The organism is Photobacterium sp. GB-1 (assembly GCF_003026165.1).
Classification (GTDB): domain Bacteria; phylum Pseudomonadota; class Gammaproteobacteria; order Enterobacterales; family Vibrionaceae; genus Photobacterium.
The window spans coordinates 60,044-80,983 of record NZ_PYOB01000009.1 but is presented as its reverse complement, the minus strand read 5'-3'; the positions used below and the strand labels follow the sequence as shown (position 1 = coordinate 80,983).

The following is a 20,940-nucleotide window of genomic DNA, read 5'->3' as shown; positions in this document are numbered from 1 at the left end:
CACATTTAATGACATCGATATCATTATTCGGATTGGTTAAACAATATAGTAAGACTGTTGATTGTGATGGTTATTTAAAGAAAGGGAGAGGTGAGCAGCGAAGAAGAAATGGCATACCTTACTTATGTATTAGTTAAAGTGCGTATGCCAATCGGGTTACTTACAAAAAGTCTCAATATATAAGGCTTCTACTTTGTCTCTTGCCCATTGGGTTTTGCGTAAAAACTTTAAAGACGACTTAATAGAGGGATCGCTGTAAAAACAGTTAATTTTAATTCTTGCATCTAGCCCTTCCCATCCGTAGTGCTCTTGTAAACGTACAAGGATCTTTTCTAACGTCAAACCGTGTAATGGGTTGTTGATTTGTTCTTGGCTCATGATTGAGTGTTCCTACCATCGCGAAATCTGTCGACGGAGTTTAGCAGAATGCGCTGGTCTGGTTTAAGGTTTTCACAAAATTAAAGCCTATCTCGTTAGCTTATCGACTACAATCAGCTACCTATTTAGCAGCTAATTGAACAATAGTGAAGTAACGAGTCTTAAATGAGTTCCCAATGTGAAACCACACGCGGTGCTATTGTTTGGTTTTTACTGGTTAACTGAGACGGGCATAGTCCTGTCCAGCGTTTAAACGCGCGTGAAAAGGTACTGAGATCAGAAAAACCTAATTGCTGTGCAATGTCAGCTAACCCTAACTCTGAATTATCTAACAGGGATAACGCCATTTCTAATTTATAGTTTTCTAAAACCCCACGATAACTTGTTGATAAACATGCTAAACGTCTATTTAAGGTGCGAAAGCTGATGTCCATTAAACTTGCGATATGGTTGCCAGAGGCGGCCTCTAAATCAGGTAGGCTTCTGAGCGCACGGTAAACTTGATGAATCACATTGTTCTGCTGATAGTTTACGAGCTGATGTTTTAACTGCCATAAGCTGTTTTGATGGATCACCGGATCAGAATCGGTTAATGGCAAGGATAACGACTTTTTACTAAAAGTCAGGCGGATCAACGGAAAGCTATAGTGGCATTTTATATTCAGTGCAGATGACGCAATCAGGTTATCAAACAACGGTTGTTCGATACGTAAATTGGTCAGCGAGGGTAAATACGCATCACCTTTAAGTGTTTGTGTGCCCCACGTTTGCTTGATGACATTCAATAATAGCGCAAAGTGTAAAGCCAATAACGATAGGCTTTCTGTTGAATGTTTTGCGATCGGTTCATTACTTAATAGCCACAAGTTGATGTTGTCACCTTTATTTTCATCTAAATGAAAACGAATAGAGCTATTGAGTAATGCGCTGTAGTGGCACAGTGTATGTAATTGCGTGTAGCGATCTGGGCTCGTCCATAGCGCTAAACTATAGAAGTTAAAGGTTAAAGGATTTACTGACTGGGCTATTTTTGTAATTTGAGTGGATAAAGCATGATACTCAGGCGTGATAGTTGAGAGGTATTGCTTTAGCCACAGACCTTCAAAATGGGTCATGTCAAAGGTGTGATTCTCTTCAATATTGAAGTTTGCAAAAGGAATGACACTTTTCCAACCTGAAGAGACGGTATTTTTTAATGATGAGAGTTGAGATTTGACTTCCATTGTTACTTATATACCTCATAAAAGTTACATCTCAGAAACATACCAGCGTATTAAAAGACAAGATTAAATAGAGGGTACAAATTAATGTCACTAAATGCAGTTATCAGTTAGTTGATAATGTGTCTTTAAAGTAACAGCTATGTGTCTTTGTCTTTATTTTTTATCAGTAAATATGTATCATCGTTGTTTGGTTTATTTACATTAGCAATATTTGTAGCACATTAATATTGTTTATTTTGTGCTAATTCTACGTATGGAAAAATTGTTAATCTATAATTATAGATCAAACAGTCGATAAATTTTGTCGGATAGCTCTATTTTTATTACGATTCATTTTTATTATATATAACCTAATTGGTAAATATAATGGCTGAATTTAGCAATTCTTAACGTCTCTATTTTATATATAGCATTGGATGCATATGTTGACTTTTATATTTTAATTTTAATGTATTATTTATGTTCTTTTCTTAGGGCATATTATCGCTCGTAGTGATCGATATTTTAAATATAATGTTGTCTATTTTTTATGACTTCATATTGTCATTTACAACGTTGAAAATAGCTTTCAATGAGCGTTTGTTTATATTTATTGAGCTTAGAGGTGAACGTTTTTGGGTGCCGTTAAAGGCTTTTATTACCTTTGTTAATCAGCATCTTATTATTTCATTCTGTGATATCGGAATTTTATTAATAACGCTGTACCGATACCTTCTTTTAAAAAATAATTTGGCTATATATACAGTCAACTATTTTTATTCCCTTTTCTTCTTTTTTCGCCACAGAGAGCGTCCTGCTAGTGCTGATTGTTATGTTTTCTCTTCCTTGAACTCGCAGTGAAAGAGCAAGAAGACAAGCTTAAATCGCATGATTTTGCCGTTTTAAAATTGAAATTTATTGCAAAAAAAGACAATAAATAGCAAATAACCGTCAACTTTTATGGTTGATAATAATTATTAATACGCCGTGAGTTTTGTATTTCGCTCATTTTGATTATCGATGTTAATACATAATTATTCGCTTTGCTTACAATATAATCCATTCAGGCTGCAATCATTTACTTACTCAAAAATGAAAAACATTGATTTCATTTTTTTTAATAGCGTTAGTGATAACGATCACGTAAATTTTAATCATCAAGAGGTGGCGTCAAAGTTATTGATTTTAAATGTGTTGCAAGTTGCATTGATATAAATAACACTTTTCTGCTTCGGTATTTAATATTTATTTAACATTTTAGTTGATGAGATATTTGCTCTTGGTGAGGGAATTTTCTCTTGCGATATTATTCATTCCTTACGTTTGTGTAAATTTAATCACAAGTTGAAATAACCCGTAACAAGTTGAAATGGAGGGGGTTAGCAGGTTATTGCATAAATAAAGAGGATTAGAAATGAATACGAAATCTGGTTCTAGCGATATTTTATCTGCAGCAAAAGTAATAGTGATTGGGCAAATAATATTAGGTTTACTTTTTATTTTTTTTGCTTCTATTACGACTAATTGGTTTGGCGTTAAATCTTCAATTATTGGGGTGGCTATTGCAGTTATTCCTTCATTGTTAGGATTAAGTGCCGCTGCTTTTAAAATAAAAACAAATAAAGACATTAGTATTCGATATTTAGCCAAACTTAATAGTTTTATTAAGTGGGTATATACCGCGGTAATGATTTTAGCTGTTGTTCGTTTTATTCCAGTAAATCATGTAGCTATGTTATTAGCTTATAGCGTGACATTTTTAGGATGCTTTTTAACCCCGATACTTAACAAACCTCAATTTAGGATGACGTAAGGTGGAAGCAGTAACTACCGCTCACGAATATATTGAGCACCACTTAACATTCCTTACTGTAGGCCACGGTTTTTGGAGCCTAAATATAGACTCCATGTTTATGGTATGGGTGTTAGGTTTACTCTTCATCGGTGTCTTTAAATATGTTGTTAGCCACGGAACCTCTGGGGTTCCAGGTCGATTGCAATGTTTTATTGAGATCACTTATGAATTTGTAAACAACCTTGTTAAGGAAATTTTTCAGACGAGAAGCAAGATAGTCGGCCCTTTAGCGTTAACTATCTTCGTGTGGGTTTTCTTAATGAATATGATCGACTTAATTCCGGTCGACTTCGTTCCTGCATTAGCACGAGCACTGGGCTTTGAACATTTCCGTGATTTGCCTTCTGCTGATGTGAACGTACCGATGTCGATGGCGTTAGGTGTGTTTATTTTAATCATTGGTTACACCTTAAAAACTAAGGGACTTGTTGGCTTTATTAAAGAGTTAACAACACAACCATTTGAACACCCATTGTTGTATCCGGTGAACTTCGTTTTGGAGTTGGTGACATTAATTTCAAAACCAATTTCTCTTGGACTTCGACTCTTCGGAAATATGTATGCAGGTGAAATGATTTTTATCCTGATTGCATTAATGCCGTGGTGGATGCAGTGGGCGTTAAGCGTGCCGTGGGCATTGTTCCACATTTTAATTGTGTTCCTTCAGGCCTTCATCTTCATGGTACTAACTGTTGTGTACCTAGCGATGGCAACTGAAGAACATTAATAAATTAAGTTCGATTTAAGTTTTATCTATTAAATAAATTTTTGGAGTCATTCATGGATATTGTAAGTGCAGTTCTTTACGTTGCTGGTGCGCTTCTCATTGGTTTAGGCGCGGCAGGTGCGGCTTCTGGTATCGGTAATCTTGCGGGTAAATACCTTGAAGGTGTTGCACGTCAGCCAGATTTAACCCCTATGTTACGTACTCAGTTTTTTATCATGATGGGTCTTGTGGATGCGGTACCTATGATTGGTGTAGGTATCGGTCTTTACATCATCTTTGCTGTGGCTTAATAGCCAGAACTACCGTTATAAATCATAACGTTATTTAAATAGTGAGGATGGTATGAATTTAAATGCAACCATGCTTGGTCAGGCAATCTCATTCGTGATTTTTGTTTGGCTATGTATGAAATATGTTTGGCCACCGCTATCTGCGTTAATTGACCAACGTCAGCGCGAAATCGCTGAAGGACTGATTCATACCGAAAACGCGTCAAAAGAGCTTGAATTAGCAAAAGCTAATGGTGAAAAGCTTCTGGATGATGCGAAGAAAAGTGCAAATGAATTAGTCGAGCAAGGTAATAAGCGTCGCGCTCAAATTATCGAAGAAGCCCAAGCGGAAGGTGAGAAAGAAAAAGCTCGCATTATTGCTCAGGGCAATGCTGAAGTGGAAAGTGATCGTAATCGCCTTCGCCAAGAACTCCGTGCAGAAATGTCTGACATGGTGATTGAAACGGCGCAGAAACTGATTAATCGTAACTTAGACACAGATGCTAACCGCGATCTTGTTAATAAACTCATCAAGGATATGTAAGCGGAGAGCACATTATGTCAGATCCACTAACTATTGCTCAGCCCTATGCCAAAGCAGCGTTTGATTTCGCTCTTGCCAATGATGCATTGGAACAATGGGAGCAAATGTTAATTATCGCAGCAACGGTTGCTAGCCAACCCGTTATTGCTCAGCAAATTGAAGATAGCGAGCAGTTTGGCGAGCATGACTCATCAGCGTTTACTGACATGTTCTTGGGCGTTTGTGAGGGGCTGCTGGATGAACATGGCCAGAACCTGATCAGAGTAATGGCTGAAAATGGACGTCTAAATGTGATTGCGCAAGTTGCTGAATTGTTCCATGAGCTGAAAGAAGATCATGAGCGCATGGTAACAGCGATAGTAACAACAACCGAGCCGTTAACAGATGAGCAGAAAGCGAACCTGATACAGGCGCTGCAAAAGAAATTAAATCGCAGTGTTGAGCTTGATTGTCACATTGATGAGTCGCTAGTTGGCGGAATGCTAATCAAAGCCGGTGAAATGGTGATTGATGGCTCGCTAAAAAGCTCTATCAACCGACTTGCTACAAGCCTTCAGGCGTAATAGGTAATTAGATATGCAACTGAATTCCAACGAAATTAGCGATTTAATTAGACAACGAATCGCCACCTTTAACGTGACCAGTCAGGCACGTAATGAAGGTACTATCGTCTCTGTAAGCGACGGTATTATTGTTATCAATGGTCTTGCTGATGTTATGCAAGGTGAGATGATTGAACTTCCAGACAACCGTTATGCATTGGCACTTAACTTAGAGCGTCACTCTGTAGGTGCGGTAGTGATGGGTCCTTATGCTGATCTTGCTGAAGGCATGAAAGTAACAGGTACCGGTCGTATCCTCCAAGTGCCAGTAGGTAAAGGTTTATTGGGTCGTGTTGTTAACACCCTTGGTCAGCCTATTGATGGTAAAGGCGCGATTGACAACGATGGCTTTGCGCCTGTTGAAATTATCGCACCCGGTGTAATCGATCGTAAATCGGTTGATCAGCCAATCCAGACTGGTTACAAAGCGGTTGACTCTATGGTGCCAATCGGTCGAGGTCAGCGTGAGTTGATTATCGGTGACCGCCAAACAGGTAAAACAGCGATGGCGATTGATGCCATCATTAACCAGAAAGATTCTGGTATTTACTCTGTGTATGTGGCTATTGGTCAAAAAGCATCAACAATTGCTAACGTTGTGCGTAAGTTAGAAGAAAACGGCGCGCTGAAAAATACCATTGTTGTTGTAGCATCAGCGTCTGAAGCGGCCGCCCTTCAATACCTAGCCCCGTATGCGGGTTGTACGATGGGTGAATACTTCCGTGACCGTGGTGAAGATGCTCTGATTGTTTATGATGACCTGTCTAAGCAGGCTGTTGCTTACCGTCAAATCTCACTATTGCTTAAGCGTCCACCCGGCCGTGAAGCCTTCCCTGGTGATGTCTTCTACCTTCACTCACGTCTACTAGAGCGTGCATCACGTGTAAATGCTAACTATGTTGAGCGTTTTACTAACGGTGAAGTGAAAGGTCAAACAGGTTCATTAACTGCGTTACCTATCATTGAAACCCAAGCGGGTGACGTATCAGCTTTCGTACCAACCAACGTAATTTCGATTACTGATGGTCAGATCTTCTTGCAGACTAACTTGTTCAACGCAGGTTTACGTCCAGCGGTTGACCCGGGTATTTCGGTCTCTCGTGTTGGTGGTGCGGCGCAGACTAAGATCATCAAGAAACTGTCTGGTGGTATTCGTACCGCACTTGCACAGTATCGTGAATTAGCAGCCTTTGCTCAGTTCTCATCGGATCTTGATGATGCAACACGTAAACAGCTAGACCATGGTGAAAAAGTAACTGAGCTAATGAAGCAAAAGCAGTACGCACCTATGTCTGTCGCTGAGCAAGCACTGGCTATTTTCTCTGCCGAGAAAGGTTATTTGAATAACGTTGAGTTATCTCAAATCGGTGCATTTGAAGAAGCATTAATGGCATTTGCTAAGAGTCAGTCAGCTGAATTACTAGCAAAAATTAATGAGTCTGGTGATTACAACGATGACATCGAAGCAAGCTTGCACCAGCTTCTAAAAACATTCGTTGATACCCAGTCGTACTAAGCGACGAGAACATTTCCGTCCAAGTACGATGCAGTATGAATGTAGATAGGAGCTAACCATGTCAAATGCAAAAGAGATCCGCACTAAGATCGCCAGCGTGCAAAATACGCAAAAGATCACGAGTGCTATGCAGATGGTTGCCGCAAGTAAGATGCGCAAAGTTCAACAGAACATGGAAGCGACCCGACCTTACGCAGAGAACATGCGTAAAGTGATCGGACACGTGACTTCGGGTTCGTTGGAGTACAAGCATCCCTATCTTGAAGAGCGTGAAGTAAAACGTGTCGCTTACATCATTATTTCCTCAGACCGAGGATTATGTGGTGGCTTGAACATTAATTTGTTTAAGAAAGCACTGGCAGATATGCGTCAGTGGAAAGATCAAGGGGTGGAGGTTGATACCACCTTGATCGGTTCAAAAGCGATTTCGTTTTTCCATCGTTTCGGCAACGTGATTGCACAAACATCCGGTATTGGTGATGAACCAAAACTTGAAGATATTTTAGGCCCAGTTAACGCCATGTTGGAGTATTTCGACGAAGGCAAGATTGACCGCTTGTTCCTAGTTTACAACGAGTTTGTAAATACCATGGTGCAAAAGCCGAAGGTGGCACAATTGCTACCTAATCCTCAGCTTGAAGAAGAAGAGTTAGCGGATGCTAATGAATCAAGCCGCTGGGACTATATCTACGAGCCAGATCCAAAACCCATTCTCAACGAACTGATGCTTCGCTATATCGAATCACAGGTCTACCAAGGCACTGTTGAGAGTATCGCTTGTGAACAAGCAGCGCGAATGGTTGCGATGAAAGCAGCAACCGATAATGCGGGCGAGCTGATTAATGATTTACAGCTGGTTTATAACAAAGCCCGTCAAGCTGCTATTACCCAAGAGCTAAGTGAAATTGTCGCTGGGGCACAAGCCGTTTAAATAGAATTTTGAGGACATCAAATGAGTACTGGTAAGATTGTCAAAGTCATCGGCGCTGTCGTTGACGTGGAATTTGACCAAGATAGCGTACCACGTGTATATGATGCGCTTACCCTTAGTGATAGTGAGCATGCTGAATTAGTATTAGAAGTACAGCAGCAAATTGGTAGCGGTGTTGTTCGCTGTATCGCAATGGGTTCATCAGACGGTCTTCGTCGTGGCCTAGAAGTGGTAAATACCAAAGCACCGATCACTGTCCCTGTGGGTGAAGAAACCCTTGGCCGTATCATGAACGTGTTAGGCTCACCGATTGATGAATGTGGTGAAATTGGCGAAAAAACCAAATATGCCATTCACCGTGAAGCACCGTCTTATGAAGAACAATCTAACAGCTCTGAACTGTTAGAAACGGGTGTGAAAGTTATCGACCTTATCTGCCCATTTGCTAAGGGTGGTAAAATTGGTCTGTTCGGTGGTGCGGGTGTAGGTAAGACCGTTAACATGATGGAGCTTATCAACAACATCGCGAAAGCACACTCGGGCTTATCAGTATTTACTGGTGTCGGTGAGCGTACTCGTGAAGGTAACGACTTCTACTACGAAATGAAAGAAGCTGGGGTACTTGATAAAGTAGCCATGGTTTACGGTCAGATGAACGAGCCACCGGGTAACCGTCTTCGTGTTGCACTTACTGGTCTAACTATCGCTGAAAGTTTCCGTGATGAAGGCCGTGATGTACTTCTGTTTATCGATAACATTTATCGTTACACATTGGCTGGTACTGAAGTATCAGCACTGCTTGGCCGTATGCCATCAGCGGTAGGTTATCAGCCAACACTAGCGGAAGAAATGGGTGTACTACAAGAGCGTATTACCTCAACGAAGACAGGTTCTATCACCTCTATTCAGGCGGTATATGTACCAGCCGATGACTTGACTGACCCATCGCCAGCAACGACGTTCGCTCACCTTGATGCGACGGTTGTACTGTCTCGTAACATTGCCGCGCTTGGTTTATACCCTGCGATTGACCCACTAGATTCAACTTCTCGTCAGCTTGATCCACTGGTTGTTGGTCAAGATCACTACGATGTTGCGCGTGGTGTACAAACCGTACTGCAGCGTTACAAAGAGCTTAAAGATATTATTGCTATCCTAGGTATGGATGAATTATCTGAAGAAGATAAGCAGACAGTATCTCGTGCTCGTAAGATTGAACGTTTCTTGACTCAGCCTTACCACGTAGCGGAAGTGTTTACCGGTCAACCAGGTGTATTTGTATCACTTAAAGAAACTATCGCAGGCTTTAAAGGCTTACTAAGCGGTGAGTATGATGACGTACCAGAGCAAGCATTCTTGTACTGTGGCGCAATCGAAGAAGTGCTTGAAAAAGCGAAAAATCTTTAAGGCGTAAGGAGGCATCATGGCTATTGGCGTAACCGAAAACACGTTCCAACTCAACATTGTGAGTGCAGAAGGTCCATTGTTTTCTGGCCCAGCTCATGCGCTGGCAATTTCTGGCTCTGATGGGGAATTGGGTATACGCCCTGGTCACTCTCCTTTATTGAGCCGACTAAAACCTGGTGTGGCGAGTTTTGTCACTGATCTAAAGGATCCTGAAGAAATCCTTTATATCTCAGGCGGGATTGTTGAAGTCCAACCCTCTGTAGTAACTGTACTTGCCGATACGGCAATGCATGGGAAGGACATTGATAAGGCTCGCGCTGATGAAGCTCGACGCGCCGCAGAAGAAAATATCAACAAGCATGCTGATGATATTAACTTCGCTATGGCGGAAATGGATCTGGCAAAAGCAATGGCACAATTACGTGCGGTTGAATTAACCCAGAAACAGATGCGCCGCTAACCTTGATGGAATAAATACAGTGACCGTTTGTTGGACTAAATCACCATAGAAAAATAAGCGGATATTGTTTTATACCATCAAGGAGGCATTCCTTTTGCATAACCATCATGGTGTGAAAGGAAAAGTAATAGATAGAATGGATGTTATTTATTGCTGATGGTATCTCCAGTAAATCCATCACAATTAAAGCCCTTACTTTGTACCGAGAGTAAGGGCTTTTTCATACCGTTTTAATAGTATGTATTCATTTGTGCTCGTACTTTTTCAAGTTCTTGTTTTAACTTGTTAAGTTGATGCTGCTTTCGTTTCAGATCGTTGGGTCTATTATTTATTTCATCAATCTCATCGAGCTTTTCACGGCGCTCACGTGGGGTGAGTTGGTCATAAATTAAACTGTTTTTTAACTCGTTTAATTTCTCTTTTTGGTTATCAATTTCATGTTGCTCATAGCTCAATTCTCGTTCTGCACGAGAAACATTTTCTTGCGCTGTGTAGAGTTGCTGGCCATGGTTATAGCCTTTTACAAACGCTTTGGCGGTATTTTGCGGGCAGACACCTTGGTAAGACTTACCATGAGATCCGACAAAAAAGCCATGGCTTTCAGTACAGTAGCTGATTAGGCCTTTTTGATAACCGGCTTGATACTGAGAAAAGTCAGCGCGAACATTGTATTCCGAACAGGCAGAGCTACGTTCGTTAAATTGGGTTGAAGAGGCACCTTGAGAGCCATCCATGTAACCCAGTGCTTGCCAGTTAGCTGTTTGGCACTCTTGTTGATTCATGACAGAACATGCGCTCAATGTTGAACACAGCATGAGTGTTATTGTTAAATTCTTTATCGTCATAGCTAACTTGTTACAAAAATATAAAGGTGGATACTCTAAAGGTATCGTTAATAAAGATAAAGGTGTATCTCGTCTAAAATAGTTAAAAACGTGGTGATCTGGATGGTTAAAGTAAACTTTATTTGTAAATAAGTGAGCGGAAATGATATTGGAAAAAAAAGGGGGAGGACAGCAAAGATAGCCTTTACGATTGTCTTTCGAAAAGGCTTAACAGCGATGAATTATAAGCTGACGGCTAGGCGACAATAGGCTGTTTAAAGACGAAATAGCTCAATACGTAAATGGTTTTCATCTTCATAAGCAATGACAGATTGGAAGCCTGTGCTCTTATCGACAATTGAAGAAAATTGATCTTTCAACTTTTCGTCGCCAATAAAGAGTATTTGCGTTGCTTTGGTCATTAAACCATCTTCATCAAAGCTTGATGTTAGATCTTCATCGACAACACAGACCAAGACTTTGCCATAACGCGCATTAAGATCAATGGCATGTGCCAATGAATACTGCGCTTTCGTGTCCAGCTCTGTTTCGATCTCTTGAATCAGGGCAATAAACTGGTAGAGATCGGTTGAGCTCATTTGCTGCAAACGTTCGCGTTCTTGATTTAATGTTGCTTCGAAATCGGTATTTAGCCTTCTACCCATTTGTAGCCAGCTTTTCGTCGTCTTCTTTACTCGTCGATACTGGTGAGATTTGACGATTGGCTTTAGGTATTGAACCAATATATTATTTTTTTCTGCAAGGCTTAGTCGTTTATCTAGTTTTTTGAATTCTAGGTGTAGTAAAGCGTGAGTACTAACGTCTAATAATAGTTCTGATTGGTTCATTCGAGTACCGAGTTGAAACAGGTATTAACAATAATATCATACTATTACTGAGGTAATAGTAGCGTCATATAGTAGACTTTTTTTCAATGACGATATACTAGCATGTTTGTTATAAGCGTGTCATAAACAAACAGTTACTGATAAAAAGTTTATATTTATAAGCGTCACGTAGGGCTTACAGAGGATAAATGACATGAGTAAATAGCGTAAGGTTAAGGTTTTAAGTGTCGCAATAATGCCTATTATCGGTATTGAGAAATAGGCACTTACAATACGATGATTAATGCGCGAACATCGTTTTTTCCATGGGATTGAATGCGGTTAAATCACCCGTCGGATTTAGCAAATGCGGTAGAATTTTGGGTAGATTTAGCTCGATATCTTTATCTGTAACAGGATTAATTATTTTGTTATACCAGCCAAGTAAGCCTAATACGGCATAACCGATAGCGTCATCATTATCACGGTGTTCAAGAATGATTTGAAGAAAGCGCAGTATAGCCTTATCTGGTGTTGTTGCCTGTTCTAATGTTTCGTTATACACCGCAGTTGCTTCTGCGACTAGGCCTTCATACTCAGTATCAATTGCGACCTTAAATGAGCCGCCATCCACAGTTATTTTCATTATAAACATACCTGTTAGTGCTAATCGCAGCATGGTATCGAATTTACGGCAGGCTTTTATTACGCTAACGCAAAAAACGTCTATTTATTCGCTTAGTCTTCGTTAGGATCTGAAAATGTAATATAAGCCACTTGTGCGGGAATTCTATGTTGATCAAAAAAAGCGAGCCAACGTAACTGGTGGTCTTGTAGTTTATCACCGGGTCCTTTGACTTCTACCCACTGATAACCCGTGTCATTAAACATGATCAGATCAGGCATTCCTGAGCGGTGGTGGCGTAAGTCTTTAAGTAATCGACGAAACATTACCGCTAATTGAGCTGGTGGTATATGGCTTAAAGCCAATGTAAGTGCTTGCTGATTAAATAGCTCCCAATGTACCCAGTAGTTAGAGATCCCTTGCTTTGTCTCAAAGTGTGTTTGCCAGCCATCATAGTGACCTTGTTCAATCGCTTGTAAGCGTTCATCAATTACGTCTTTTCGCTTGAGGTAAAACTCTGAATTGAACATATCCAGTGGCGCTAATTGGTAAGGATTAATAAAGCTGCCTTTGATGGGGGCAAAGATAATATCCCACATTGCTAACCCAAAAAGGCTGTTGAGAAATTGGTTCTCAAGATAGAACACCGTCCAACCTTGAGACTCAAAATAGCCAGCAGTGCAGTGTTCAACCCTTTGGTGTTCAGGATTCGCAAGTTGCAGTTGTATCGCTTTTGGAGCAAACGTTTTTGGAGCTGTAAAAATGTGATTGACTGACTTTGCGAGCTTTTTCTCTAACCTCAGACTTATGCCGTATTCATCTTCATTTTTCGCATCATGCTGAATATTTTTCACGACATTGTAGGCTGCTTGGTATTGCTGCTGCGCCATGAGTATTCGTGCTTGTCGTTCACGGCTTGGCGTACGTTCAGTTTGACGAAAGAGAGCAAGTGCTGCGTCATATTGATGGTTTCGCTCTAAATCTCGCGCCATATGATTGATCAGTTTTTGGCGTTTATTTTCGAGAGGCAACCATGAAGTAGCCTTTGGCAATAGTGGTACAAGGGAAGAAATAGTATCGTAGTCTTTCGTTTCATGGGCACGCCAATATAAGTCGGATAATTGGGTTAGTGTCAGCCATTGGTCGACTTGTTCTGTGGTGTGGAACAGTTGCGTGCTGGCATCAATCCGGTAATTTTCAAATTTATGGAGCCCTAAATCACTTAATACAAATTGGCTAAGATCTTGATGGCTATTACCAAAAAACAGCAATAGAAACTTTGCGAGCAGGGTTTGTTGTTGCACCATAACAAGTGGCTCGCTAATGACATTAAGCAAGTATTCACTATCATCATGGCTTTCTAATTTAAATAGTATTTCAGCTTTCTTATCTGTTTTTTCAATAAGGGTTGGGAATAAACGCTGTAGTTCAGGTTTGGTATAGAGTGAGAAAATATCACTGATGCTGATAACTTGCTGCTGGAGAAGAACGGTGATTTCTTGGCTAATAAAATGAGCATTAATCAGCGTATCTTTGGCTAAGTCGATATTTGTAATTTCGTCATAATTAAGTTTGTTAAAACGAAATAAGATCCCTTTACGTGATAGTAAGCGGATCAGCAACATTTGCGCATCGGTTGAAAGCTGGTGGAAAGATTGCAGCCAGTGCTTTTCATCTGTACTTAATAATGAAGCATGATACTGCTCTACGGTTTTAAGTAACGCCTTAAAGTTGTGAAGGTAGTAGTCTTGTTCGAGTTCGATGGTTGCCATATAACTGCACTGTGTGATTGGACGGCTATGTTTATCTGAAAATCGAGTCAGTATAAACATAGCTGCCTTTATACCCAAGTGACTTCGATATCCGAAACCATTAGAAAAGGTTAAGCCCAAATGCGCTTTTCACATCATGTAATACGAGCTGAGTTTCTTGATTGGCTTTTTCGGTGCCTTTTTTCAATACTTCAACTAAATAGGCTTTATCATTTAAGTATTCTTCACGGCGTTGACGAATAGGCGTGATTAAATCTTGTAAGCACGCCTCTAAGATTTTCTTTGTTGTACCATCACCTAAACCACCACGTTGGTAATGCTCTTTTAGTTCAGCGACATAGCTTTGATCTGGATGAAAAGCATCAAGATAGGTGAAGACAACATTACCTTCAATGTTGCCCGGATCTTCAACCCGTAAGTGGTTAGGATCGGTGTACATTGATTTCACCGCTTGGCTTATTTGTTTACTGTCTGCGCCTAACGTAATCGCATTTCCCATTGATTTCGACATTTTGTTTTTACCGTCAGTACTTGGTAGGCGTGCCACATTACTTAGTAGTGCTTGGCATTCGACTAAGATTTCTTTTCCGGCGATATGGTTAATTTTTCTTACGATTTCATTGGTTTGTTCTAGCATGGGTAATTGGTCATCACCGACAGGGATCAAATTAGCCTTGAATGCCGTAATATCAGCCGCTTGAGAAATGGGATAAGTTAAAAATCCGGCAGGAATGGAACGACCAAATGCTTTAGATTGAATTTCATTTTTAACGGTTGGGTTACGTTCAAGTCGAGAAATCGATACCAAGTTTGAATAGTACATGGTCAGCTCAGCCAATGCGGGTAGTGATGACTGTAAACAAATAGTGGTTAAGTTGGGATCGATACCAACTGCGAGATAATCGGCTACCACGTTTAAAATATTAGAAGCGACTTTCTGTGGGTTATGCCCATTATCAGTCAGTCCCTGCATATCAGCGACAAGAATGGTTTGTTGGTACTGATGTTGTAGTTGAATGCGTTGTTCAAGGGAACCCACATAGTGGCCAAGGTGAAGTGGACCTGTTGCTCGATCGCCAGTAAGAATCACGTTAGTGCTTTGTGCTGATGTTGTCATAGTATTCTCCAAAAATAATTGTTGCTACCGGAGAGGACTGAAACAAGATCATAATTGTTCATGGCAAACCTTCCGGCAGCGTATGAACATAAAAATAAGGTGTGTTAGTTCAGCGCCGCTCTAGTAAGAGCGCCACCAACAAAGAAAGAGGTGAGGTGAACTTAATCGTAATTCCATAGAGGAAACAATATCCCTCTAATCTTTTTCTAGCAAGCATTTTATGCTTTATCTTGTTTACTAAAATTGAAAACTAACGACTGATTTTTTGAACATACGAGAATGACTAAAAAGTATAAAATGCAGTACATAAAGATTAAATCGAGGTCTAAATCATGTCATTTAAGTCTACTTATTTCTTTTTCTTCATTTTTGCATCCGTACTTTGGATCGGTATTCCGCTACTTGCTGTTTCCGTTTAATAAGTTTTATTTAATCTTTATTTTGGATGATTATTCTGATTTCAAAGGGGGCTGGCCGGTAAAATAAAGAATATTATTTCATGGTAAATAATCGCTCTAGCAAGGCTACCTAGGTGATTGTGTTGATATTATATTCACTAATATTGATTTTTTATTCTTTATTTTGTGCTAGTACTCTTTTCTTTATCCGATAGTCATCTCATTTATGCAGATAAAAATACTAATCTGTGTAAGATATTCTCCATAATCCGCGATTTTTTTGTAAGAAATATGCGATTTATATGATGATTATTCTCACCTGCTTGTTTGACTCTCATTCTAAAAATAGCGTCATATCCTTCCTTATTGTTTTTTATCTTGTTGTTTATTTTGTGTTTTTTATTTTCTTGTTCTTTGTTGGCAAGTAAGTTGATTGTTATTTTTGCGATATGCAATGCTTGTTTCATACTCTTATGATTGGGGCTTTATTCAAATTTAGGATGTTGCTATGTTAAAAGTGTAAACAAAATGTAAAACTACCAATATGAATTTTGTATATTCAAACAAGGATGTTGTATGAATAAAATTTTAATGACGGCAGCCATGCTTGGCGCATCAGGTAGCACCTTTGCTAGCTCTCTTGATGAGAAGATTAATGAGGTTGTTGCCCCGATTGTTAACCCTTTTGTTGGAATGATTTTCTCTTCCATTCCGCTTCCTTTTACGGATGTTAAAGCGCCATGGATTGTACTTTGGCTTGTTGTCGCTGCTGTATTTTTTACCGCTTACATGGGCTTTATCAATATTCGTGGTTTTAAACACGCCGTTAAAATTGTTAAAGGGGATTATGCTGATCCTAAAGACAGTGGTGATGTCACCCCATTTCAGGCTTTATCGACAGCGCTTTCTGGTACTGTTGGTTTAGGTAATATTGCAGGTGTTGCTGTTGCTGTGACAATTGGTGGTGCTGGTGCAACGTTCTGGATGATCCTTGCAGGCTTACTGGGCATGTCGACTAAGTTTGTTGAGTGTTCACTTGCCGTTAAGTACCGTACTTATAATCCAGATGGCACTGTCTCTGGTGGTCCTATGTACTACCTAAGCCAAGGTTTAGAAAAACGTGGCAATGCAGCATTAGGTCGTACGCTTGCGGTTCTGTTTTCAATCTTTGCGATTGGTGGCGCGTTAGGCGGTGGTAACATGTTCCAAGCCAACCAAGCGTATAAGCAAGTTGTTGGTGTAACGGGTGGCGATTTATCTTTCTTTGCTGATAAAGGTTGGTTGTTTGGCTTGATCCTCGCGCTATTGGTGGCATTCGTTATCATTGGTGGTATTAAGTCGATTGCTAAAGTAACAGCGAAAGTTGTTCCATTCATGGCGATTACTTATGTTGGTGCAGCAGTCGTTATCCTAGTGATGAACTACAATCTGATTGATGATGCCTTTGCCCAAATTATTAATGGTGCATTTACCGGTGAAGGTATTACTGGTGGTGTGATTGGTGTGCTAATCCAAGGCTTTAAACGTGCAGCGTTCTCGAATGAAGCGGGTGTGGGTTCAGCGGCGATTGCTCACTCAGCAGTTAAAACCAAAGAGCCCATTTCTGAAGGTTATGTATCTCTGTTAGAACCGTTTATCGATACGGTTGTGATTTGTACGATGACTGCCTTGGTTATCATTATTACGGGTCAATTAGGTTCAGGCCTTGCAGGTGTAGAACTAACTTCAGCAGCATTTGGTAGCTCAATCTCTTGGTTCCCATTGGTACTTGCTGTCGCGGTTGTTCTATTTGCTTTCTCTACAATGATTTCTTGGTCTTACTATGGCCTTAAAGCGTGGACTTACCTATTCGGTGAAAGTAAGAAAGCGGAGATGGCGTTTAAACTGATGTTCTGTACTTTCGTTGTTATCGGTGCATCAATGAACCTAGGTCCTGTTATCGACTTCTCTGATGCGATGATCTTCTCAATGGCACTGGTTAACATTGTCGGTCTATACATCATGGCACCAGAAGTAAAACGTGATTTGAAAGATTACCTACTACGTTTGAAAAACGGTGAAATTAAAGAACAAGGTAAAGATGCAGCGAAACTTGCTAAGCAATAAGGTATAGCTGTTAAATAGAAAAATGCCGAGCAATATGCTCGGCATTTTTATGTTTGGGCTATTTGCAAGGAGTAAACGTTAGCTTATAACCTGATGCTGTTGATGATGCAGGAGTATAGGTTAGGTAACAGTTATCACGATTCATTTTATAACCGATGAAGTGACCTTCATCATTCTTTGCTTGTTCAGCAAATTGTTTAAAGGTGATTCTGTTTTCTCCTGCATGATTGGTAATACGCCAGTCAGTATTAAAATTATCAATTAAGTTCTTTAATGTGCCGCTATCATTAAGTGGATAGCCATAAGCAAATACACAGTCATGACCAGGTTTACTCGAACAGCCGGGGATTTTTAGATCTGCGGCATAAACTCCCGCACCGTCATAACTACCTTTATTTCGTGTTGCAACGTAAGGCTCATTCTCTAGTCCTGCAACGGCTAGTTTAGAATACGTTGTTCCAAATACGGATTTTAATGAGCCTTCAAGCCCTCTTAATGAGGCATCTCTGGCATCATTTTGTAGGTTCATAAACTTAGGCGCAGCGACTACTGCTAAAATACCTAAGATAACAATAACAACGACAAGTTCTATTAACGTAAAACCATTCTTTTTCATCGGGGATAACTCATACATCATTCAATTGAGTGGTGTTTTTTGTGGGTTGTATTCCTAGGTGATATTTTGGCAATATAATTATCTATTATAGGGTATTATTTTGGTTTGTTATTCATTTTAAGCGCTATTTGTTGAATGCTAGTGAATACGAATTGCTTAACGTTTTAAAAGATAACGTTGATATGACGAAAGTTTGATTTTGGTCGGTCAATGAAAAGAGATATTAGCGCGTTGCTAGTTAAACAAATGGGTTGATCCTGTTGAAGTAGATTGTCAGCATGACCATTAGCTGTTAGTGTCGCACCCCTTACGCATGCTTGCTAAATCAACATGCCGATATTCTAAAAACACGCTATGGTGTGTTAGTTGTATACAGGAAATAATTTTGAGCCAGACTGCTTTTTCTACGTTAAACCTTAACCCTGATTTGCTCAGTAACTTAACGTCATTAGGTTACGACGCAATGACGCCGATCCAAGCGCAAAGCCTACCTTTAATTCTTGAGGGAAAAGATGTTATTGCTCAAGGTAAAACAGGTTCAGGTAAAACAGCAGCATTTGGCTTGGGATTACTACAGAATCTAAAAGTAAAACGCTTTCGTGTGCAGACGCTAGTATTATGCCCAACGCGTGAGCTTGCCGATCAGGTAGCGAAAGAGATTCGTCGCTTAGCTCGTGCAATTCACAATATTAAAGTTTTAACATTATGTGGCGGTACACCTTTCGGGCCACAGATTGGTTCATTAGAACATGGTGCGCATATTATTGTGGGCACGCCTGGTCGTGTAGAAGAACACGTGCGTAAAGGCTTTCTATGTTTAGATGAGCTAAATACGTTAGTGCTTGATGAAGCTGACCGTATGTTAGAAATGGGGTTTCAAGACTCATTAGATGCCATCATTGATGTTGCGCCAAGCGATCGCCAAACACTGCTGTTTAGTGCAACCTATCCAACTCAAATTGCTTCTATTGCAAAACGTATTATGCGTAACCCTATTGAAGTGAAAGTTGAATCTAACCACGATAATAGCAGCATCTCTCAGCACTTTTATAAAGTAGAGAGTAATGATGACCGCTTACGTGCTGTACGTTTGTTACTTAGCCAGCATCGCCCTGAGTCATGTGTGATTTTTTGTAATACCAAGCGTGAAGCACAAGAGATTTCTGATGATCTTGAAGATTACGGCTTTAGCTCAATTGCATTACACGGTGATTTAGAGCAGCGTGAACGTGATCGTACTTTAGTATTGTTTGCTAATAAAAGCCGTTCAATTCTAGTGGCAACTGATGTGGCTGCACGTGGCCTTGATATTGATAATCTTGATGCGGTGATTAACTATCACTTAGCACGTGATACTGAAGTGCATGTGCACCGTATTGGTCGTACTGGTCGTGCAGGTAGTAAAGGTATTGCTTGTTCGTTATTTAGCGATAAAGAACATTATAAAGTCGCATTACTTGAAGATTACCTAGATCGCCCAATCTCAGGTGAAGCGTTACCAGCCGAGCATCTATTAGATCAACCAACGTTCCGCCCTGAAATGGTAACGTTAATGATTGATGGCGGTAAAAAACAGAAAGTCCGTCCGGGTGATATTTTAGGTGCATTGACGGGTGAAAATGGTATCGCTGGTAGTGATGTGGGTAAAATTAATGTCTTTGACTTCTGCGCTTATGTAGCAGTGAAGCGTGAAGTTGCACGTGCTGCATTGAAGAAGTTAGAAAACGGTCGAATTAAAGGTCGTAACTTCCGCTCTCGTCAATTACGCTAACTGCACTTTTAATCAAATAAAAAATCTAAAGAAAAGCCGATAGTAATATCGGCTTTTTTCCAATTCAATAGTAATAAACCACGATATAACAAAGTGTTTTATAAGAAGTAGTGTTGGTATTGAGAGTAAATTAACTCACTAAGATAGTAAGAAAGTTGGAATGAATGCTCATCAATACACAAGGTACAGTCTCGCTCTTCTTCATCAATTGAGTTGATAGCTATCGCAATTGTTTTCCATAATTGTAATTCGCGACTTAGTGGTATATCAGCGATGAGTTTTTCATCACTATTGAAATTTATTGTTAAAATGGCCATGCGGAATAATACAGTGGTAAAGTTGAGCGATGATATGCATAATTATTCCTTTGAGCAATGGTTATGCGGTTTTTATGGCATTAATATCCCAAAATACCGCTTGCTTATCAGAATTTTTTGAATAGTTATTATAAATAAGCTGGTTGAGGTTATGAATATTTAGAGTTAGCTATTAGAGCCGTTTAAATAAGATAAGATGATAGAAAAAAAGCCGATGCAATATCGGCTTTTGTAAAATAGGTTGAATAAATTCATTTAGAGATTCAGGAAAAGGTTATAAAAAATAATGTTGGTACTGAACATAAATGGTTTCACCTAGGTGTTGAGGCACTTTAAAAGAGTGATCATCAATACTTAAAAAGCTGTAGATGTCATTAGCTTCATCTTCTTCTTTTAAAGAAATTGCAACCATCTTCCAAAGTTGCAGTTCGTGAGTTGGAGGGATCTTAGCAATGAACTTTTCATTTGCAGCGAATGTAATATTTAATGTAGCCATACTGATAACCTTATAATCTTCCTGTGCAAGAAGAATAGCCCTAAGATACTCACAGGCAATTATTTATGTTTATAGCGTTATTGAGATCTCATTTTTTACTTTTGGTTGTTTGTTTCTAAGTGACTTATTTGCGTAAAATGGCAACAAATAGTCTCGTCTCTTTATCTTATCCTTGTTTTG

Annotated in this window: 23 protein-coding genes; 12 read left to right on the top strand and 11 right to left on the bottom strand. The window is 39.8% G+C overall.

What is annotated here, in order from left to right:
* Positions 1–156 precede the first annotated feature (156 nt).
* Together C9J45_RS11380 and C9J45_RS11375 are read right to left on the bottom strand one after the other, a co-directional pair.
* On the bottom strand, positions 157–378 hold the full coding sequence (locus tag C9J45_RS11380; protein ID WP_005366553.1) for a VF530 family DNA-binding protein: 222 nt from the start codon (positions 376–378) through the stop codon (positions 157–159).
* Positions 379–539: 161 nt separating this feature from the next.
* Complete coding sequence (locus C9J45_RS11375; protein WP_107290657.1) at positions 540–1,601, bottom strand: helix-turn-helix domain-containing protein; 1,062 nt, start codon at positions 1,599–1,601, stop codon at positions 540–542.
* Positions 1,602–2,994: 1,393 nt separating this feature from the next.
* On the opposite strand from C9J45_RS11375, the gene C9J45_RS11370 reads away from it, so the two are divergent.
* The 9 genes from C9J45_RS11370 to C9J45_RS11330 are packed head-to-tail and all read left to right on the top strand — an operon-like array spanning position 2,995 to position 9,891.
* Complete coding sequence (locus C9J45_RS11370; RefSeq protein WP_107207378.1) at positions 2,995–3,393, top strand: ATP synthase subunit I; 399 nt, start codon at positions 2,995–2,997, stop codon at positions 3,391–3,393.
* Position 3,394: 1 nt separating this feature from the next.
* On the top strand, positions 3,395–4,162 hold the full coding sequence (atpB, locus tag C9J45_RS11365; protein ID WP_107207377.1) for a F0F1 ATP synthase subunit A: 768 nt from the start codon (positions 3,395–3,397) through the stop codon (positions 4,160–4,162).
* A 53-nt stretch (positions 4,163–4,215) separates the two neighbouring features.
* Entirely contained in the window at positions 4,216–4,452 is a 237-nt protein-coding gene (gene atpE, locus C9J45_RS11360; RefSeq protein ID WP_004730405.1) for a F0F1 ATP synthase subunit C, read from the top strand.
* Between the two features lie 52 nt (positions 4,453–4,504).
* Positions 4,505–4,975 (top strand): F0F1 ATP synthase subunit B, encoded by a 471-nt coding sequence (atpF, locus tag C9J45_RS11355; RefSeq protein WP_107207376.1) that lies wholly within the window; start codon positions 4,505–4,507, stop codon positions 4,973–4,975.
* 14 nt (positions 4,976–4,989) lie between these two features.
* Positions 4,990–5,538: a F0F1 ATP synthase subunit delta gene (locus tag C9J45_RS11350; protein WP_107287967.1), complete on the top strand. Its 549-nt coding sequence runs from the start codon at positions 4,990–4,992 to the stop codon at positions 5,536–5,538.
* A gap of 13 nt (positions 5,539–5,551) precedes the next feature.
* Positions 5,552–7,093: a F0F1 ATP synthase subunit alpha gene (atpA, locus tag C9J45_RS11345; protein ID WP_105061588.1), complete on the top strand. Its 1,542-nt coding sequence runs from the start codon at positions 5,552–5,554 to the stop codon at positions 7,091–7,093.
* Positions 7,094–7,151: 58 nt separating this feature from the next.
* Entirely contained in the window at positions 7,152–8,024 is an 873-nt protein-coding gene (atpG, locus tag C9J45_RS11340) for a F0F1 ATP synthase subunit gamma (protein WP_107207374.1), read from the top strand.
* 21 nt (positions 8,025–8,045) lie between these two features.
* Entirely contained in the window at positions 8,046–9,431 is a 1,386-nt protein-coding gene (gene atpD, locus C9J45_RS11335; RefSeq protein ID WP_107207373.1) for a F0F1 ATP synthase subunit beta, read from the top strand.
* Positions 9,432–9,447: 16 nt separating this feature from the next.
* Entirely contained in the window at positions 9,448–9,891 is a 444-nt protein-coding gene (locus C9J45_RS11330; RefSeq protein WP_005366515.1) for a F0F1 ATP synthase subunit epsilon, read from the top strand.
* A gap of 230 nt (positions 9,892–10,121) precedes the next feature.
* Here C9J45_RS11330 and C9J45_RS11325 read toward each other — a convergent pair whose 3' ends face one another.
* Positions 10,122–10,673 carry a DUF2799 domain-containing protein gene (locus tag C9J45_RS11325; RefSeq protein ID WP_107246520.1) on the bottom strand — a complete coding sequence of 184 codons (552 nt, stop codon included), beginning with the start codon at positions 10,671–10,673 and terminating at the stop codon, positions 10,122–10,124.
* Here C9J45_RS11325 and C9J45_RS21535 point away from each other — a divergent pair.
* Positions 10,672–10,818, top strand: coding sequence for a hypothetical protein (locus C9J45_RS21535; protein ID WP_158260222.1), 147 nt, complete (start codon positions 10,672–10,674; stop codon positions 10,816–10,818). The two genes, C9J45_RS11325 and C9J45_RS21535, sit on opposite strands and share 2 nt — an antisense overlap.
* A gap of 172 nt (positions 10,819–10,990) precedes the next feature.
* Here the strand turns inward: C9J45_RS21535 and C9J45_RS11320 are convergent, their stop codons facing one another.
* The 5 genes from C9J45_RS11320 to C9J45_RS11300 form a co-directional block, all read right to left on the bottom strand.
* Positions 10,991–11,563: a DUF2913 family protein gene (locus C9J45_RS11320; protein WP_107207371.1), complete on the bottom strand. Its 573-nt coding sequence runs from the start codon at positions 11,561–11,563 to the stop codon at positions 10,991–10,993.
* A gap of 280 nt (positions 11,564–11,843) precedes the next feature.
* The gene (locus C9J45_RS11315) at positions 11,844–12,188 is read right to left on the bottom strand and encodes a hypothetical protein (RefSeq protein ID WP_107292536.1); all 345 of its coding nucleotides are present in this window, start codon (positions 12,186–12,188) and stop codon (positions 11,844–11,846) included.
* Positions 12,189–12,280: 92 nt separating this feature from the next.
* Positions 12,281–13,999, bottom strand: a complete 1,719-nt coding sequence (locus C9J45_RS11310; protein WP_233217696.1) for a VRR-NUC domain-containing protein — start codon at positions 13,997–13,999, stop codon at positions 12,281–12,283.
* A gap of 40 nt (positions 14,000–14,039) precedes the next feature.
* The gene (gene trpS, locus C9J45_RS11305) at positions 14,040–15,056 is read right to left on the bottom strand and encodes a tryptophan--tRNA ligase (RefSeq protein ID WP_107207368.1); all 1,017 of its coding nucleotides are present in this window, start codon (positions 15,054–15,056) and stop codon (positions 14,040–14,042) included.
* 622 nt (positions 15,057–15,678) lie between these two features.
* A complete protein-coding gene (locus tag C9J45_RS11300) occupies positions 15,679–15,921 on the bottom strand; it encodes a hypothetical protein (protein ID WP_107292535.1) in 243 nt (80 codons plus the stop codon).
* Positions 15,922–16,030: 109 nt separating this feature from the next.
* Here C9J45_RS11300 and C9J45_RS11295 point away from each other — a divergent pair, with 109 nt between their 5' ends.
* Positions 16,031–17,560: a sodium:alanine symporter family protein gene (locus C9J45_RS11295; RefSeq protein WP_107292534.1), complete on the top strand. Its 1,530-nt coding sequence runs from the start codon at positions 16,031–16,033 to the stop codon at positions 17,558–17,560.
* Between the two features lie 58 nt (positions 17,561–17,618).
* Here C9J45_RS11295 and C9J45_RS11290 read toward each other — a convergent pair whose 3' ends face one another.
* Positions 17,619–18,176 (bottom strand): type II secretion system protein, encoded by a 558-nt coding sequence (locus tag C9J45_RS11290; RefSeq protein ID WP_045083127.1) that lies wholly within the window; start codon positions 18,174–18,176, stop codon positions 17,619–17,621.
* A gap of 385 nt (positions 18,177–18,561) precedes the next feature.
* On the opposite strand from C9J45_RS11290, the gene dbpA reads away from it, so the two are divergent.
* Positions 18,562–19,947 carry an ATP-dependent RNA helicase DbpA gene (gene dbpA / locus C9J45_RS11285; RefSeq protein ID WP_107292533.1) on the top strand — a complete coding sequence of 462 codons (1,386 nt, stop codon included), beginning with the start codon at positions 18,562–18,564 and terminating at the stop codon, positions 19,945–19,947.
* A 98-nt stretch (positions 19,948–20,045) separates the two neighbouring features.
* On the opposite strand, the gene C9J45_RS11280 is transcribed toward dbpA, so the two are convergent.
* Positions 20,046–20,264, bottom strand: a complete 219-nt coding sequence (locus C9J45_RS11280; protein ID WP_107261330.1) for a hypothetical protein — start codon at positions 20,262–20,264, stop codon at positions 20,046–20,048.
* Between the two features lie 274 nt (positions 20,265–20,538).
* Positions 20,539–20,760 carry a hypothetical protein gene (locus C9J45_RS11275; protein WP_107207363.1) on the bottom strand — a complete coding sequence of 74 codons (222 nt, stop codon included), beginning with the start codon at positions 20,758–20,760 and terminating at the stop codon, positions 20,539–20,541.
* Between the last annotated feature and the right edge of the window lie 180 nt (positions 20,761–20,940).

Bases quoted from the DNA above. Each gene is read 5' to 3' on its own strand.
- C9J45_RS11275 (WP_107207363.1), bottom strand. From the start codon at position 20,760: ATGGCTACATTAAATATTACATTCGCTGCAAATGAAAAGTTCATTGCT.
- C9J45_RS11280 (WP_107261330.1), bottom strand. From the start codon at position 20,264: ATGGCCATTTTAACAATAAATTTCAATAGTGATGAAAAACTCATCGCT.
- C9J45_RS11325 (WP_107246520.1), bottom strand. From the start codon at position 10,673: ATGAATCAACAAGAGTGCCAAACAGCTAACTGGCAAGCACTGGGTTAC.
- C9J45_RS11380 (WP_005366553.1), bottom strand. From the start codon at position 378: ATGAGCCAAGAACAAATCAACAACCCATTACACGGTTTGACGTTAGAA.
- C9J45_RS11330 (WP_005366515.1), top strand. From the start codon at position 9,448: ATGGCTATTGGCGTAACCGAAAACACGTTCCAACTCAACATTGTGAGT.
- atpF (WP_107207376.1), top strand. From the start codon at position 4,505: ATGAATTTAAATGCAACCATGCTTGGTCAGGCAATCTCATTCGTGATT.
- atpG (WP_107207374.1), top strand. From the start codon at position 7,152: ATGTCAAATGCAAAAGAGATCCGCACTAAGATCGCCAGCGTGCAAAAT.
- C9J45_RS11320 (WP_107207371.1), bottom strand. From the start codon at position 11,563: ATGAACCAATCAGAACTATTATTAGACGTTAGTACTCACGCTTTACTA.
- atpE (WP_004730405.1), top strand. From the start codon at position 4,216: ATGGATATTGTAAGTGCAGTTCTTTACGTTGCTGGTGCGCTTCTCATT.
- atpD (WP_107207373.1), top strand. From the start codon at position 8,046: ATGAGTACTGGTAAGATTGTCAAAGTCATCGGCGCTGTCGTTGACGTG.
- C9J45_RS11300 (WP_107292535.1), bottom strand. From the start codon at position 15,921: ATGAAACAAGCATTGCATATCGCAAAAATAACAATCAACTTACTTGCC.
- C9J45_RS11350 (WP_107287967.1), top strand. From the start codon at position 4,990: ATGTCAGATCCACTAACTATTGCTCAGCCCTATGCCAAAGCAGCGTTT.
- C9J45_RS11290 (WP_045083127.1), bottom strand. From the start codon at position 18,176: ATGAAAAAGAATGGTTTTACGTTAATAGAACTTGTCGTTGTTATTGTT.
- C9J45_RS11310 (WP_233217696.1), bottom strand. From the start codon at position 13,999: ATGTTTATACTGACTCGATTTTCAGATAAACATAGCCGTCCAATCACA.
- atpA (WP_105061588.1), top strand. From the start codon at position 5,552: ATGCAACTGAATTCCAACGAAATTAGCGATTTAATTAGACAACGAATC.
- C9J45_RS21535 (WP_158260222.1), top strand. From the start codon at position 10,672: ATGACAGAACATGCGCTCAATGTTGAACACAGCATGAGTGTTATTGTT.
- C9J45_RS11370 (WP_107207378.1), top strand. From the start codon at position 2,995: ATGAATACGAAATCTGGTTCTAGCGATATTTTATCTGCAGCAAAAGTA.
- C9J45_RS11375 (WP_107290657.1), bottom strand. From the start codon at position 1,601: ATGGAAGTCAAATCTCAACTCTCATCATTAAAAAATACCGTCTCTTCA.
- trpS (WP_107207368.1), bottom strand. From the start codon at position 15,056: ATGACAACATCAGCACAAAGCACTAACGTGATTCTTACTGGCGATCGA.
- C9J45_RS11315 (WP_107292536.1), bottom strand. From the start codon at position 12,188: ATGAAAATAACTGTGGATGGCGGCTCATTTAAGGTCGCAATTGATACT.
- C9J45_RS11295 (WP_107292534.1), top strand. From the start codon at position 16,031: ATGAATAAAATTTTAATGACGGCAGCCATGCTTGGCGCATCAGGTAGC.